Source organism: Mesorhizobium zhangyense (assembly GCF_011045115.1).
In the GTDB taxonomy this organism is placed as follows: domain Bacteria; phylum Pseudomonadota; class Alphaproteobacteria; order Rhizobiales; family Rhizobiaceae; genus Mesorhizobium_M; species Mesorhizobium_M zhangyense.
This window is the reverse complement of sequence record NZ_JAAKZG010000005.1, coordinates 105,696-120,093: the sequence shown is the minus strand read 5'-3', so window position 1 is coordinate 120,093 and position 14,398 is coordinate 105,696. Positions and strand designations below refer to the sequence as shown.

At 61.9% G+C, this 14,398-nt stretch carries 16 protein-coding genes, 1 tRNA gene and 1 pseudogene; 9 read left to right on the top strand and 9 right to left on the bottom strand.

Annotated elements, in window-relative coordinates; all coding sequences use genetic code 11:
* Positions 1–86: 86 nt before the first annotated feature.
* Genes G6N74_RS13410 through G6N74_RS13400 form a run of 3 tightly spaced genes read right to left on the bottom strand, consistent with a single transcriptional unit; the run spans position 87 to position 1,357 of the window.
* Positions 87–698, bottom strand: a complete 612-nt coding sequence (locus G6N74_RS13410) for a hypothetical protein (protein ID WP_165118104.1) — start codon at positions 696–698, stop codon at positions 87–89.
* 32 nt (positions 699–730) lie between these two features.
* The gene (locus G6N74_RS13405) at positions 731–1,057 is read right to left on the bottom strand and encodes a DUF167 family protein (RefSeq protein WP_165118102.1); all 327 of its coding nucleotides are present in this window, start codon (positions 1,055–1,057) and stop codon (positions 731–733) included.
* 6 nt (positions 1,058–1,063) lie between these two features.
* On the bottom strand, positions 1,064–1,357 hold the full coding sequence (locus G6N74_RS13400) for a YggT family protein (RefSeq protein ID WP_165118100.1): 294 nt from the start codon (positions 1,355–1,357) through the stop codon (positions 1,064–1,066).
* A gap of 149 nt (positions 1,358–1,506) precedes the next feature.
* Here G6N74_RS13400 and G6N74_RS13395 point away from each other — a divergent pair.
* Positions 1,507–1,582 (top strand) — tRNA-Ala (locus G6N74_RS13395).
* Positions 1,583–1,707: 125 nt separating this feature from the next.
* On the opposite strand, the pseudogene G6N74_RS13390 reads toward G6N74_RS13395, so the two are convergent.
* From G6N74_RS13390 to G6N74_RS13380, 3 genes and pseudogenes are all read right to left on the bottom strand, one after another.
* Positions 1,708–2,725: pseudogene (locus G6N74_RS13390) on the bottom strand (purine-nucleoside phosphorylase).
* A gap of 324 nt (positions 2,726–3,049) precedes the next feature.
* A complete protein-coding gene (locus G6N74_RS13385) occupies positions 3,050–4,114 on the bottom strand; it encodes a M15 family metallopeptidase domain-containing protein (protein WP_165118098.1) in 1,065 nt (354 codons plus the stop codon).
* A 24-nt stretch (positions 4,115–4,138) separates the two neighbouring features.
* A complete protein-coding gene (locus tag G6N74_RS13380; RefSeq protein WP_165118096.1) occupies positions 4,139–4,642 on the bottom strand; it encodes a hypothetical protein in 504 nt (167 codons plus the stop codon).
* A 518-nt stretch (positions 4,643–5,160) separates the two neighbouring features.
* Here G6N74_RS13380 and coxB point away from each other — a divergent pair.
* The 5 genes from coxB to G6N74_RS13355 all read left to right on the top strand — a co-directional run bounded on the left by coxB (position 5,161) and on the right by G6N74_RS13355 (position 9,685).
* On the top strand, positions 5,161–5,988 hold the full coding sequence (gene coxB / locus G6N74_RS13375; protein ID WP_165118094.1) for a cytochrome c oxidase subunit II: 828 nt from the start codon (positions 5,161–5,163) through the stop codon (positions 5,986–5,988).
* A gap of 82 nt (positions 5,989–6,070) precedes the next feature.
* On the top strand, positions 6,071–7,846 hold the full coding sequence (gene ctaD, locus G6N74_RS13370; RefSeq protein ID WP_165118092.1) for a cytochrome c oxidase subunit I: 1,776 nt from the start codon (positions 6,071–6,073) through the stop codon (positions 7,844–7,846).
* Entirely contained in the window at positions 7,843–8,553 is a 711-nt protein-coding gene (locus tag G6N74_RS13365) for a cytochrome c oxidase subunit 3 (RefSeq protein ID WP_165118090.1), read from the top strand. The genes ctaD and G6N74_RS13365 overlap by 4 nt, the downstream gene beginning before the upstream one ends.
* A 4-nt stretch (positions 8,554–8,557) precedes the next feature.
* Positions 8,558–9,280 carry a heme-copper oxidase subunit III family protein gene (locus G6N74_RS13360; protein ID WP_165118088.1) on the top strand — a complete coding sequence of 241 codons (723 nt, stop codon included), beginning with the start codon at positions 8,558–8,560 and terminating at the stop codon, positions 9,278–9,280.
* A 9-nt stretch (positions 9,281–9,289) separates the two neighbouring features.
* Positions 9,290–9,685: a cytochrome C oxidase subunit IV family protein gene (locus G6N74_RS13355; protein ID WP_165118086.1), complete on the top strand. Its 396-nt coding sequence runs from the start codon at positions 9,290–9,292 to the stop codon at positions 9,683–9,685.
* A gap of 51 nt (positions 9,686–9,736) precedes the next feature.
* Here the strand turns inward: G6N74_RS13355 and G6N74_RS13350 are convergent, their stop codons facing one another.
* Positions 9,737–11,029: an NCS2 family permease gene (locus tag G6N74_RS13350; RefSeq protein ID WP_165118084.1), complete on the bottom strand. Its 1,293-nt coding sequence runs from the start codon at positions 11,027–11,029 to the stop codon at positions 9,737–9,739.
* 422 nt (positions 11,030–11,451) lie between these two features.
* Here G6N74_RS13350 and G6N74_RS31160 point away from each other — a divergent pair, with 422 nt between their 5' ends.
* From G6N74_RS31160 to G6N74_RS13340, 3 genes are all read left to right on the top strand, one after another.
* Positions 11,452–11,586 (top strand): hypothetical protein, encoded by a 135-nt coding sequence (locus tag G6N74_RS31160; RefSeq protein ID WP_281353975.1) that lies wholly within the window; start codon positions 11,452–11,454, stop codon positions 11,584–11,586.
* Position 11,587: 1 nt separating this feature from the next.
* Positions 11,588–11,749: a hypothetical protein gene (locus G6N74_RS13345; protein ID WP_165118082.1), complete on the top strand. Its 162-nt coding sequence runs from the start codon at positions 11,588–11,590 to the stop codon at positions 11,747–11,749.
* A gap of 150 nt (positions 11,750–11,899) precedes the next feature.
* Complete coding sequence (locus G6N74_RS13340; RefSeq protein ID WP_165118080.1) at positions 11,900–13,141, top strand: MFS transporter; 1,242 nt, start codon at positions 11,900–11,902, stop codon at positions 13,139–13,141.
* A 9-nt stretch (positions 13,142–13,150) separates the two neighbouring features.
* On the opposite strand, the gene G6N74_RS13335 is transcribed toward G6N74_RS13340, so the two are convergent.
* Both G6N74_RS13335 and G6N74_RS13330 read right to left on the bottom strand, forming a co-directional pair.
* Positions 13,151–13,861 carry a glutamine amidotransferase gene (locus tag G6N74_RS13335; protein WP_165118078.1) on the bottom strand — a complete coding sequence of 237 codons (711 nt, stop codon included), beginning with the start codon at positions 13,859–13,861 and terminating at the stop codon, positions 13,151–13,153.
* Between the two features lie 18 nt (positions 13,862–13,879).
* On the bottom strand, positions 13,880–14,365 hold the full coding sequence (locus G6N74_RS13330; protein WP_165118850.1) for a tellurite resistance TerB family protein: 486 nt from the start codon (positions 14,363–14,365) through the stop codon (positions 13,880–13,882).
* Positions 14,366–14,398: the final 33 nt, after the last annotated feature.

Below are 14,398 nucleotides of genomic sequence, written 5' to 3'. Positions count from 1 at the left end.
CGAAACCGCAGGAAACCAGAGCCCGCGCCGATTCTATCGGGGCGGGCTTTTTCATGGCGCGCCTTATCGACGGGCCGTAGACGCAGTCACTGTTCCAGCTCCTCCTGGCGGGTGAATTCGGGCAGCGGCACCTCACCGCTGACCTGAACCCGCTCGTCGGCACCGCAGGCGAAGTCGCGCGCCTGCTCGTCCGCTAGCTTTCGCGCCATGTCGTTGGCGGTCGGATTGCCGCTCGCGACCACCAGTCCGACGACGCAGCTCTTGCCGTCGGTCAACTGCGCGACCCGCGACACCACAAGCACTTCGATTTTCTTTTCCGGGTCTTCCGGATCGCTGACGAGGCGGCGATGGATCGCGGCAAAGGGGATAGCCGTGTCGCCCTTGGTCTCGACACGCCATTCGATTTTCGCGCCGACCGAATTGAAGGCGGCGAAACTTTCCCACACCGGCGCCATGTCGCCGGGCGGCGGGAAACCGTAGAAAGCGGATTGGCGTGCATCGTCGTCATAGAGGAGCACCGGGAAGCCGCGGTAACCGGGACAGACGAAATTGGCCCATTGGCCATCGCCTTCGGCCGCCGCGGCCACCGTCGCGCAGTCCTTGCCAATATCGAGATCGGTATAGGCACTCGAAATCTCGTCGGCAAAGGCCGAATGGCAGAAGCCGGCAAGCATCAGGCCGAGAAGCAATGGTCTCAAGGCGAAATCCTCCGGTTGCAGCACGCGCGATGCTAACCCGAACCGCCCTGGCCCGCCAGTTCCTCAAGCCTGCGCACAAGCAGTGCCGGATCGCCCATCACACGAACCATTTTCAGCCGCGAGGTGCCGCCGGCAACGACCGAGACGTCGCCGCGCGCTACGCCGAGGACCGGGCCGAGAAGCTTTTCAAGCGCTGCATTGGCGGCACCCTTTTCCGGCACGGCGCGCACGCGGGCATTGAGATGCGACCGTTCATCCGCGCCCGCCGCAACGCCCTCGATGGCATCCCGGGAAGAGCGCGGCGTCAGACGGACAAAGACATCCACGCCATGCTCATGCGCCCGGAAGAAGCCGGCCATGAAATCCTACGAGAGCAGGATCGGCGCGATGGTGGTCAGAATGAACTGCCGCAGGAAAAAGATGAGCAGAAGGACGATGATCGGCGAGATATCGATGCCGCCGAGGTCCGGCAGGATGCGGCGTATGGGCGCCAGCACCGGCTCGGTAGCCTTGAACAGAAAGCTTCCGATCGCCCCGACGAACTGGTTGCGGGAATTGACCACGTTGAACGCATAGAGCCATGAGAAGATGGCCGAGCCGATGAGTATCCACCAGTAGATGTCCAGCGCCAGGACCAGGGTCTGAATGAGGGCGAGCATGCCGTTCTCCATTGAAGTTCCGACATGTAACGACTGCACGCCGGTGCGGCAAGGCCCGGCGCTCTACGTCGCAGCCCCGCCATCCGCCCGCCGATGTGCTTGCTTGACATGGCGGGCTGCGAAACCATAAATATCGCCAGCCGTTGGACGGGGCTGTAGCTCAGCTGGGAGAGCGCGTCGTTCGCAATGACGAGGTCAGGAGTTCGATCCTCCTCAGCTCCACCAACGGCCTCGTTTCCGAAAAAAGCCGGATCGCGTGAGATTGCCGTACGTTGCAGTCGCTCGAAGGATCGAGGGCAAGAGGCGCTCCCCTTGACGAGGAGCGCCGACGATAAGCCTGCGACGTTCGCCTACTGGTTCGGCACGCCCTTTTCCCAGCCATCCCAATCTTCGATGATCGAATGGGCGACCTTGGCGCCCACACGATAGGCATTGGCGGTGGCAGGACCAAAGCCGCCGGACTTGGCTGACAATGATTGTGCGGCGGTCTGGCGCTTCGCGGTCGAAATTGGAAGCGGTTCGTAGCAGGGCTATGCGATCGAAGTTCAAAAGCCCGGCATCGGCGGCACGGCGCAAGGCGGTGAGCGAGGCGTTGTCCTCCATCTGCGTCGTGCAATAGTTTGCCTTGCCATCCGTCATCATGGTCGACCAGGCGCCCATTCCTTCGGCTATCTTCGAACCGTGCCAATAGGTGTCGATCGACACAGTGTCGCAAATGCTGACAGCCGGAGCCGCGTTGCCCGGCGCCGATGGATAGGACGCCCTGTAGGCTTTCGCATCGTCGTTGTCGGCCAGTTCAACGTCCTTGCTCAGTGCGAAAGCTTTCTGCAGCAGCGGTTCGTTGAGCTGATAGACTTCGGTGCCGGCGGCCCATTTCGGCTTTTCGCCCGGCTTGCTCGCGCCCAGCGCGACGATGCCGCTCGGCCAATCCGCCGCGATCTGCCGCGGGTCGATGTCGTGGCGAAGCCCGCCGTCGACGGCGTAGCGTGCCCAGTGGGCCGAGCCCAGCGTGCCTTCTTCCGGGTCGACGCCAGCGATGCCGGCAATCAGGATATAGGTCTGCTTGAGATCGAAAAGGTTGCTATAGACCAGCGCCGACACCGAGCTGGCGGCGTTGGCGTAGCCCATGGCAGTGGTCATCACGCAAAGGCCTTTCTCGTCGCAGGCCACCTCGGGATACTCCTTGGACAACCCCGGGACCGCTATTTTCCGGTCGAGCTTCTCTCCCTCCAGCCACGGCTTCGTTTCGCCACCGAACATGGTGATGACCAGAACCTTTGGCGTCATCGTCTCCGCATTGGCCCGCGGCGTCGCGCTTAGCAGCACTGCAACGGCAGCGAGCGATGAGGCGGATAACATTTTCAACATTATGCGAGGTTCCTGAGATGGAGATTGAGAAGCGCTACCTTGAGCATGCCAACCATGGGAGAAATCATTTTTCCTGGCAAGAAAACTCTAAGCCGCCTTCCGATTGGCTGTGGATTGCCGGCTGGCAGCAACCGGCATCGACACCATTTCTGCTCCTCCTGAACTCAGTTGCGCCGACAGCATGGCTTGCCTATCTGCCGCCCCGCTCCCGCAGGCTCCTCTTTATGAGGGCAACCAGGCGCTCCAGTTGCGGTCGGCCCGCTCGAATTCTGCCCGCAAAGCCCTGCGCATCGCGGCAACATCCGCGGCGGTCGCCTGAGCGGGCTATCCGGCGACGGCAGGTGCCGCGCCAGGGCGAACCGGAGCCCCTGCCATCTGCCTCGCGGCCACCGGCAGTGCCGCAGCGCGAGGCCGGGCAGCGGCGCGCGCACGCGTCAGTGTTGTTGCGTCGATGGTCGCATTGCCCGCCCATATCTGCGCTGCCGTGCCGACTGCATAGAGAGCACCACCTAAACCGAGATCGCTCTGATAGACGCGGCCGGCGCGCTCCCAATGCATGGTGCCGGAGCGGGTCAGGTGGGCGGCAAGGCTGCGGGCCATCGACACACCGGCATCGCTCCAGTTCTGGAGATGTGGCCGATCGCCGGCCGGGCCGCGATAGGCGCCGACCTCATTGCTGGTCCCGACCGTACGCAAAGCATCCCAGAATTTCAGCTCCTGTTCGGCCGACACGCGGTGCATCTGGCCGAGCCAGTGGCCTTCGTTTTCCACCACGGTGCCATCGCTGCGCAGCCAGCGCAGGCCGGCAAAACCGATATCGGCGGCCATGCCGAAATTATGATTGCTTTCGCCCGGACCCGCATTTGTCACACCTCGGCCGCTGGTGAACAGTTCATACTGCTCCTGGAAGCTGCGACGACCGCCTTGCGGGCAGACGCCGATCGCGATGCCGTGGACGGCGTGCATGCGGTTGATCAACCTGTTGACCTTCACACGAAACGCCGGTGCGAAAGTGTAGGTCGCGGCATTCGTTATCTTGGCGTCCCGCTGCTGGGCACTCGCTTCCAGATAGACGGTCCTGCCCGACGGCAGCACCCTCAAGCCCTGGAATGCCTGAGGCACCGCGTCCGCCAGACGCCGCCACGCCGCATCATTGGGCTGGATCACGCCTCTGACTGCCGCTGCCGGCGTCTGCGGCTCGACATTCTGGTCGATCTTGAACTGCCGGATCGCAGCAATGGTGCCGGCCCCGCAGGCGCCGTCATAGGAAGCCAGGTAAGGCCCTCTCCCCGCCGGCTGCTGGACCTTCATCAGCATGACCTGAATGAGTGCTACATCGGAACCGGTATTCGTGCCGCCGTCGCCGACGGACCCAGCAATTGCCTGCATTTTGAACCTCCTCGATCGGTCGAATTATTCGTGACAGGTGAAATCCAGCGTGGCGTCGGCGGAAGCCGTGGGAGCTTCCGGTGCCACCAATTCCGCTTTGAGTGCGATGGGCATGCAGCCGGTATCGGCCAGCCAGAAGCCCACATAGGTGTCCTTGTTGCCCGCCGCCGTGGGTGGAACATCGACGGCGCTGTCCAGCAAGGCACCGCCTGATGGCGACGTTTCCGTCTGCCCTTCGCTCGCGAGCTCGACGGCGAGAAGCCTTACCTTGGCGCCAGCCGGCAGGGGCGGCTCGGCGGTGATGTGAACCGTGACGAATGTCGACGTGGAAGCGTTCTCCCCCATCACGACATTGCCGAGTTCGGGACCGTCCGCCCCCAGGACATTTTCGGACAATTGCCCCGTCGTGCTGCCGAAGAGCCGGGCCTCGATCGTCAGGCGCGGGGCTGAATCGTCGGCCCATGCCGCGGTTCCGACGAGAAGAGATGCCGCAAGGCCGGCGAAACAGCCCAACGAAAATTTCAGCATGAAAATTGTCTCCGCATCCTCGCCACGAAACGATAATTGTCCTGGGCCGGAAAGGCCGGCAGGCATGCCCGTCCCGACATCAGCCGATGTCGGCCTGGCTCAGCCAAGCTGCCAGCGATCTCGCGTGCTTCTGAAGATTGATCGACATGTTCTGCCTCCTCCGGAACAAGACGGGTCTTGTTCTGCCAATGGCTGTCTCACCAGGCGGGGGCAGTCCTGGAGTCCTACAAAAAAGCGCTTACCAAAAACCGTCCGGCCCGACAATCGCACAAATTGCAACACAAGATATCCGTAGCCGGCGGTTGTATCGGAAAGAGACGTTAACCGCCCCTGATCACATCCCCATGACAGTCGGCGACGCATAGTCCGCGCTATGGGAAGCGCAGAAAAACGCCATTTGCAGGCCGTCATGGCGTGAATTTCGGCACACCCTAGAATTACAACCAGAAATCAAGTTATGATGACCCCGGTGCTTCTGAGTCCTATTGCGCTCATCGAGGCACCGGGAGGACTGAGACATGGCCGTAGTGCTTGTACTCGTTCTTGTTGTCGTAGGTTCGGTGGTGTTTCACCTCGTGAGCCCATGGTGGTGGACGCCCATCGCTTCAAACTGGAACTACATCGACAACACCATCATCATCACCTTCTGGATCACTGGCGTGGTCTTTGCCGCAGTCGTCCTGTTCATGGCCTATTGCGTCTACCGCTTCCGCCACAAGGAAGGACAGAAGGCGCATTACGAGCCCGAGAACAAGCGGCTCGAATGGTGGCTCACCGTCATCACCGGCTTCGGCGTCGCCGCCATGCTGGTCCCCGGCCTGTTCGTCTGGCACCGCTTCGTCACCGTTCCGACGGACGCTACCGAGGTGGAAGTGCTCGGCCAGCAATGGCAATGGAGTTTTAGGCTCCCCGGCAAGGACGGCAAGCTCGGCCTCGCCGAGACGAGCCTTGTTACGTCCGATAATCCGCTTGGGCTGAAGACCGACGATCCCAACGGCCAGGACGACGTGATCGTGCAGGCGGCCGACCTGCATCTGCCCATCGGCAAGCCGGTGAAGATGCTCTTGCGCTCGATCGACGTGTTGCACGATTTCTACGTGCCCGAATTCCGCGCCAAGATGGACATGATCCCTGGCTCCGTCACCTATTTCTGGTTCACGCCAACCCGTACCGGGACGTTCGAAGTGCTCTGCGCCGAGCTTTGCGGCCAAGGGCATCCCTTCATGCGCGGCGTGGTCATGGTCGATACCGAGGAAGATTACACGGCATGGCTCGGCCAGCAGCAGACGTTCGCGCAGCTGACGCCGCCGCAACAGACGAGTTCAGTGGAACCCGCCAGCCACTGATCGGGGAGGCTTCTAGGCGGATTGGGTGACGACGGCATTCGAACAACCGAATGCCGCCGAACAGGAACAAGGAGGTGTTCCTATGGTCGATGTCACGCCTGGCTCGGTCGGACCTATTCCACCAGCCGAAGTCGCGGAGATGGAACTCTATCATCCGCACAGCTGGTGGACGAAATACGTCTTCTCGCAGGACGCCAAGGTCATTGCCATTCAGTATTCGTGCACAGCGCTAGCGATCGGCCTCGTCGCGCTCGTGCTGTCCTGGCTGATGCGGCTCCAGCTTGGCTTTCCCGGCACCTTCGACTTCATCACCCCCGAAGCCTATTACCAGTTCATCACCATGCACGGCATGATCATGGTGATCTATTTGCTCACCGCACTCTTTCTCGGCGGTTTCGGTAACTACCTGATCCCGCTGATGGTCGGCGCGCGCGACATGGTCTTCCCCTATGTCAACATGCTGAGCTACTGGATCTACCTACTCGCCGTGCTGCTGCTGGTCGCGGGCTTTTTCGCCCCCGGCGGCCCGACCGGCGCCGGCTGGACGCTCTATCCGCCGCAGGCCATCATGGCCGGCACGCCCGGCGGCGAGGACTGGGGCATCATCGTGATGCTTTCCTCGCTCATCCTGTTCATCATCGGCTTCACCATGGGCGGCCTCAACTATGTCGTGACCGTCCTGCAGGGCCGCACGCGCGGCATGACGCTGATGCGCATGCCGCTGACCGTCTGGGGCATCTTCACCGCCACCGTGATGGCGCTGCTGGCCTTCCCGGCGCTGTTCGTCGCTTGCGTCATGATGCTGCTCGACCGTGTTCTCGGCACCAGCTTCTTCATGCCGGCAATCGTCGAGATGGGCGAGCAGCTGCAGCACTCAGGCGGCAGCCCGATCCTGTTCCAACACCTGTTCTGGTTCTTCGGCCACCCCGAAGTCTACATCGTCGCGCTGCCCGCTTTCGGCATCGTCTCCGACCTCATCAGCACCCATGCGCGCAAGAACATCTTTGGCTACCGCATGATGGTCTGGGCGATCGTCGGCATCGGCGCACTCTCCTTCGTGGTCTGGGCGCACCATATGTATGTCTCGGGCATGCACCCCTATTTCGGCTTCTTCTTCGCCACCACCACGCTCATCATCGCCATCCCGACGGCAATCAAGGTCTACAACTGGGTGCTGACGCTGTGGCGCGGCGATATCCACCTGACAATCCCGATGCTGTTTGCGCTGGGCTTCATCGTCACCTTCGTCAATGGCGGTCTCACCGGCCTGTTCCTGGGCAATGTCGTGGTCGACGTGCCGCTTTCGGACACGATGTTTGTGGTCGCCCATTTCCACATGGTCATGGGCGTGGCGCCAATCATGGTGATCTTCGGCGCGATCTATCACTGGTATCCGAAGGTCACCGGCCGCATGCTCAATCACGCCATGGGCATGTTTCATTTCTGGGTCACCTTCGTCGGCGCCTATCTGATCTTCTTCCCGATGCACTATCTCGGCCTGATGGGCGTGCCGCGCCGCTACAACGAATTGAGCGACATGGGGCTGATTGGCGAATCGGCGCACCACCTCAATGCCTTCATCAGCATCATGGCCTTCATCGTCGGCTTCGCGCAGTTGGTGTTCCTGTTCAACCTGATCTGGAGCATCCGTCACGGCAAGGAGGCCGGCGGCAACCCGTGGCGGGCCACCACGCTCGAATGGCAGACGGCTCATACCCCGCCGACCCATGGCAATTTCGGCAAGGAACTGCCGATCGTCTATCGCTGGGCCTATGACTACAGCGTGCCGGGCGCCAAGGAAGACTTCATTCCGCAGAACGAGCCGGGTTCATTCGGCCCCTCGAGGGAGCCGGCATGAGCGTCATCCTGGTCTTCCTGGCCGTTATCGTCGGCATCTCCGGCTGGTGGCTGTCGCATCAGCGGCTGATGTCCAAGCCATGGCTTGAAGAGGGTTCGGTCAGCGCATTTCCCGGCACGGAATCCGGCTCGATGCCGGCGGCAAAGCTCGGCCTCGGCGTCTTCCTCGCTGTCGTCGGCGCATTGTTTTCGCTGTTCACCAGCGCCTATTTCATGCGCATGGGACTGTCCGACTGGCGGCCCATGCCGGTGCCGAAGCTGCTGTGGCTGAACACCGGCATGCTGGTGCTGAGCAGCGTGGCGCTGCAATGCGCGTTGATAGCCGCCCGCCGCAAGGACATAAGGATGGTTCGGCTAGGCCTCATCACGGGCGGCCTGACGGCATTTGCCTTCCTGATCGGCCAGTTTCAGGCGTGGCGCGATCTCGTCGCCGACGGCTACTATTTGTCGAGCAACCCGGCCAACAGTTTTTTCTACCTGATCACCGGCATGCATGGTTTGCATATCCTGGGTGGCCTGTTCGGATTGGGTCGCACGACCGCCAAGGCATGGAGCGACGCGCCGAACGACCGGCAGCGCCTGAGCCTGAGCGTCGAGCTGTGCGCCATGTACTGGCACTTCCTGCTGTTCGTCTGGCTCGCCATCTTCGTGCTTCTGGCCGGATGGGCTGCCAATTTCATCGACATTTGCCGCCAATTGCTGAGCTAGGGCCATGGCAGAAACAACAGTGACGCACATCAATCCCACAGCGCAGCGGCCGGAGGGCTGGCAGGGCATCGCGGCCGACTGGGCCTCCGATCAGCGGGCGTTCAAGAACGTCTCCTGGGGGAAGGCCATGATGTGGATCTTCCTGCTCTCCGACACCTTCATCTTCGGCTGCTTCCTGCTCTCCTACATGACCGCGCGCATGTCCACGCGGGTGCCGTGGCCGAACCCGAGCGAGGTGTTCGCGCTGAACATCGGGGGGGCGGAAATTCCGCTGATCCTGATCGCGATCATGACCTTCGTGTTGATCTCATCCAGCGGCACGATGGCGATGGCGGTGAATTTCGGCTACCGCCACGACCGCCGCAAAACGGCGATCCTCATGCTCCTGACCGCAGCCCTCGGCGCTACCTTCGTCGGCATGCAGGCCTTCGAGTGGACCAAGCTGATCACCGAAGGCGTGCGCCCATGGGGCAACCCATGGGGGGCGGCACAATTCGGCTCGACCTTCTTCATGATCACCGGCTTCCACGGCACCCACGTCACCATAGGCGTGATCTTCCTGATCATAACGGCGCGAAAGGTCTGGCGCGGCGACTACGACACCGCCCGAAAGGGCTTTTTCACCAGCCGCAAGGGCAACTACGAGAGCGTCGAGATCATGGGGCTCTACTGGCACTTCGTCGATCTGGTCTGGGTGTTCATCTTCGCATTTTTCTATCTCTGGTGAGGACGAGACATGGCTGAAGCAACCGCACACGGCCAAGGACAGCACGGGCTGCACGCCGTACACACGCATGACGCAACGGCAGTGCAGGCCGACGCGCATCAGGAACACCCGATCAAGCTCTATCTAGTGGTCTGGGCCTGGCTGTTCATCCTCAGCGCCTGCTCCTACATGGTCGATTATTTCGGCGTCCACGGCTATCTCAGATGGACGCTGATCCTGATCTTCATGATGCTGAAGGCCGGCCTCATCGTCGCCGTCTTCATGCACATGGCCTGGGAGCGCCTGGCTCTCGCCTACGCGATCATATTGCCGCCGGTGCTGGTGCTGGTGTTCACGCTGATGATGGTGTTCGAAGCCGACTACACGCTTTTCACCCGCTTGGTCTATTTCGGAAACAGCCCGTAGATCGTCGAGACGGCGGCCCCGCCATAGGCGAGGCCGCAAGCGCTTATCAGATCACCCGGCGAAGAAAGCAAAACGGATCACGAACAGTGCCGCGACGATCCAGGTTGCCGGGTGCACCTCGCCCGGGCGGCCGGACAGCGTCTTCAGCACGGCGTAGCTGATGAAGCCGAAGGCCAGACCGTTGGCGATCGAATAGGTAAAGGGCATCATCAGCGCGGTAAGGGCCGCCGGTGCTGCTTCCGTCACGTCTTCCCACTTGATCTCGACCAGCTCGCGCATCATCAGACAGGCGACGTAGAGAAGTGCGGGCGCCGTCGCATAGGCAGGCACCGAGCCGGCCAGCGGCGAGAAGAACAGCGCTGCCAGGAACAGCAGTGCAATAACCAGCGCCGTCAAGCCGGTGCGCCCGCCTGCCTGCACGCCGGAGGCGCTTTCGACATAGGCCGTGGTGCTCGACGTACCGAGCAGCGAGCCGGCGACGATGGCCGTGCTGTCGGCCAGAAGCGCCCGGCCAAGCCGGTTCGGCTTTCCCGGCTCGATCAGGCCGGCGCGCTTGGCAACGCCGATCAGCGTGCCAGTAGCGTCGAAGACTTCGACCAGCACGAAGACCAGGATGACATGTACCAGGCCGGTATGCAGCGCGCCCATGATGTCTAGTTGCAGGAAGGTCGGCAGCAGGCTGGGCGGCGCGGAAACCACGCCGTTGAACTGGCTGACGCCAAGCAGCATCGACAGCACGGTGACGACCAGAATGCCGATCAGGATCGCGCCGCGCACTTTCAGGGCGTCCAGCGCCGCGATGATGAAGAAGCCGAGAATGGCAAGCAGCGGCCCGGTCTTGGTGATGTCGCCAAGCGTCACGAAAGTCGCGTCGCTGGCCGCCACGATGCCGGAGTTCTTCAGCGCGATGATCGCCAGGAACAGGCCGATACCGGCAGCGATGGCGCTACGCATCGATTGCGGAATGCCGGCAATCAGCCAGCTTCGTATCCCGCTAACGGTCAGGAGCAGGAAGATGACGCCGGAGATGAACACCGCGCCCAGCGCCTGCTGCCAGGAAAAGCCCATGGCGCCGACGACGGTGAAGGCGAAGAAGGCGTTGAGCCCCATGCCCGGCGCCATGCCGATCGGCCATTTGGCGACAAACGCCATGACCAGCGTGCCAAGTGCTGCCGCAAGACAGGTCGCCACGAAAACGGCGTTGCGATCCATGCCCGTCGACGACAGGATCTCGGGATTGACGAAGATGATGTAGGACATCGTCAGGAACGTCGTGATGCCTGCGATCACTTCGGTCCGGACCGAAGTCCCGTTTTCCTTCAGGTTGAACAGTCTTTCCAGCACGCTTCCCTCCCAGGAATTTTGATCGGGCCAGCGAGAGTTTCAAAGGCGCAACAGGCGCCTTCTCGCTCCTCGACTTTCGCTGGTCCCTGTCGATCAGGCGCAAGGCACATGCCGTGCCTGCGCAAAACGACGGCACCTTCTGCCTGTTGGTTTGCCGGCACAAGGCCCGAATATCCCCGTCTGAAGCGAAGCTGTTTATGAAATTTGTTGAATGAAGACCTGGAAACCCGAGGGACAATTCGCGTGAAAGCGCAGGCAAAGGGAACTCATTGCGGGCTTGAGTCTTATTGACATGAATAAAGCCGGAAGCCCGCCATGTACAAGTTTTTCAACGTGCTGCTTACCTTTGCCGTACCGAACTGGATGCGAGATTGGCCTGCCGAGCCCGCCGATTTCTCGCCACTGAAAAGAGGCGCCAAGCGATGAGAATTCTTTTCCTGCTGCTCGCCGGCTACGCCGTTCATCGCATCATCGAGGAAAATCGGCCAACCGCACCCTTCCAGCGGCTTCGGCCACCAGGCCCTCCGCTGATGCCGGATTCAAGCTGGGGTTCCTAGTTTGAAACCGCTTCAGTTCGCTCTGTGTCTGGCGATCTGCGCGCTCGTCGGAACGGTCATCGGCATGATGATCGGCAAGCCGGAATCCGGTTTTGCCACTGGGTTGGCCGCAGGGGCGGCGATCGCCAGCGTCTTCATCATGCTCGATGACAAGACGACCTGACCTGCCAACAGGAATGCGCTTTTAGCTCAAGATAAAAAATACTGGGCCAGCCGTGAATATCGCGCATGCCGCTGGAAACTGGTCTATGGTGCGCTCCGCATAAAACGGCGCAAACACCATCTACGCGTGCGCCACTGGCCGAAATTCCTGATGACCTCGCAAGCAGATCCCGTCCCCTACCAACGTTACGCCGCCTTTCGCCACAGCGCCTTCCTGCGCTTCTGGGCGGCCCGTTTCCTCGCCACATTCGCCACCCAGATCATCTCCGTGGCGGTCGGCTGGCAGATCTATGACCTGACCCGCGATCCCTTCGATCTCGGCCTTGTCGGCGTCATCCAGTTTGCGCCATCCCTGCTTCTGGTGCTCGTCACCGGCGTCGTCGCCGACCGGTTCGGCCGCCGCCTGATCATGGGGCTTTCGGCCTTTCTGGAAGCGATATGCGCACTGGCCCTGCTGCTGCTCAGCTGGCACGGCCTTGTCAGCCCGGCGCCTGTATTCATGGTGCTTGCCGTGTTTGGCGTGGCCCGCGCCTTCTTCGGCCCCGCCTCCGCCTCGCTGGTCGCCAATCTCGTGCCGCAGGAGGATTTCGCCAACGCTGTAGCCTGGAACTCCTCGGCATGGCAGACGGCCACAATCGTCGGTCCGGTCGCCGGCGGCCTGCTCTACGGCCTGTCGGCCGAGGCCGCCTATGGCATAGCTGCCGTCTTCATGCTGGCCAGCGGCTTCCTGGTGCTCAGCATCCCCAAGCCGGCGCAAAGAACCGAAACAGACAGGCCGTCGCTCGAAACGCTCTTCGCCGGCTTCCGCTACATCTGGAGCGAAAAGGTCGTGCTCGGCGCGATCTCGCTCGATCTGTTCGCCGTGCTGCTTTCGGGCGCTGCGGCACTGCTGCCGGTCTATGCCCGCGACATTCTCGATCTCGGCCCCTGGGGCCTCGGCCTGCTGCGCGCAGCACCCGGCATCGGCGCGCTCAGCGTCGCCGTATGGCTCGCCGGCCATCCCATCCGCGACCACGCCGGCCTCCTGATGTTCATCTTTGTTGCGCTCTTCGGCGTCTTCACCGTCGTGTTCGGCCTGTCGACCATCACATGGCTGTCTATCGTGGCCTTGGCCATACTCGGCGCCACCGACATGATCAGCGTCTATGTCCGCGAAACGCTGATCCAGCTATGGACGCCCGACCATGTCCGCGGACGCGTCAACGCCGTCAACATGGTCTTCGTCGGCGCCTCCAACGAACTCGGCGAGTTCCGCGCCGGCACGATGGCCGCGCTCATCGGCACGGTGCCGGCAGTGGTGTTCGGCGGCGTCGGCGCAGTCGCGGTTGCCGGCATATGGGCGTTTCTGTTTCCAGAACTGCGCAAGATCCGCCATCTCGGTGGGAGGCATTGACGCGATCGATTAGCCCTGCACAGGCTTGCCGAAGATCGTCTGCAAAAATTCCATCAGCCATCGCTTGAGGTGCATGTCCCAGATCATCCGGCCACCGAGATGGTCGCGGCCGGGCTGGGCGCCGGGAAGCTCGAAACGATGCGCGCCGCGCACCACCCAGCGATGCATCATCACCCGGGTCAGTTCGGCATGAAACTGGATGCCCCAGGCGTTCTCGCCATAGCGGAAGGCCTGGTTTGGATAGGTCTCAGAGGTGGCAAGCAGAGTGGCGCCTGACGGCAGCGAAAAGCCCTCGCGATGGAACTGATAGACCATTTCCGGCCAGTGCATCAGGCTCTTGCCGGCTTCCGTTGCCTTCAGCGGATACCAGCCGATCTCGACCAGCCCCTCGCCGTGACCCTCGACCTTGCCGCCGAGGTGATTGACCAGCATCTGCGCGCCAAGGCAGATGCCGAGGAAGGGACGATTTTCCTTTAGCGGAACGGACAGCCAGTCGGTCTCGCGCCTGACGAAATCGTCCTCATCATTGGCGCTCATCGGCCCGCCGAAAACCACAGTGCCTGCGTGACCATCCAGCGTCTCAGGCAAGGCATCACCCAGCGGCGGCCGCCTTATGTCGAGGTCGAAACCGTTTTCCAGAAGAACATGACCGACACGTCCAGCGCTGGAACTTTCCTGATGCAGGACGACGAGTATCTGAGGCCGTTGGCGTGGCGGCATGAATCCGATCAAAACCCTCTATTCATCCGAAGAACCGCCTTTCGCATCCGGCATGCTGCGTGCAACCGCCTGCCGCATGGCGATGCGGTCGCGCCGATCGACTCCGATCAGTTCGGCGACACGCCAGAGCGTGTTGTCTTCCAGTTCATGAAGCTCACCGTCGGCATAGACGATCTCCCACATCAGCCGGATGAAATCGATCCGTGCCGGCTCATCGAGATGCCGCTTCAACACGCTGGTGAAGGCATAGAGGTCGACCGCCTCGTTATCGGCCTTTTCGCCGGCGGCAACAAGGGCGGCAAGCTCGCTGCCGGTCACGCCATAGGCTTCGGAAAGAAGCTGCTTCAGCCGCTCCCATTCCACATCCTGTCGAACGCCATCGGCATCCATGGCGTGATAGAGAAGGGCTGCCGCAGCCACGCGCGGATCGTCCTCGCGTGCAGCATCGGCACCGGGCATACCGCCCGGCAGATCCTTCAGAAACGACAATACGCGCTCGAACATGCTGCTGTCCTTGGCCATGGGAGAAAGCTATCC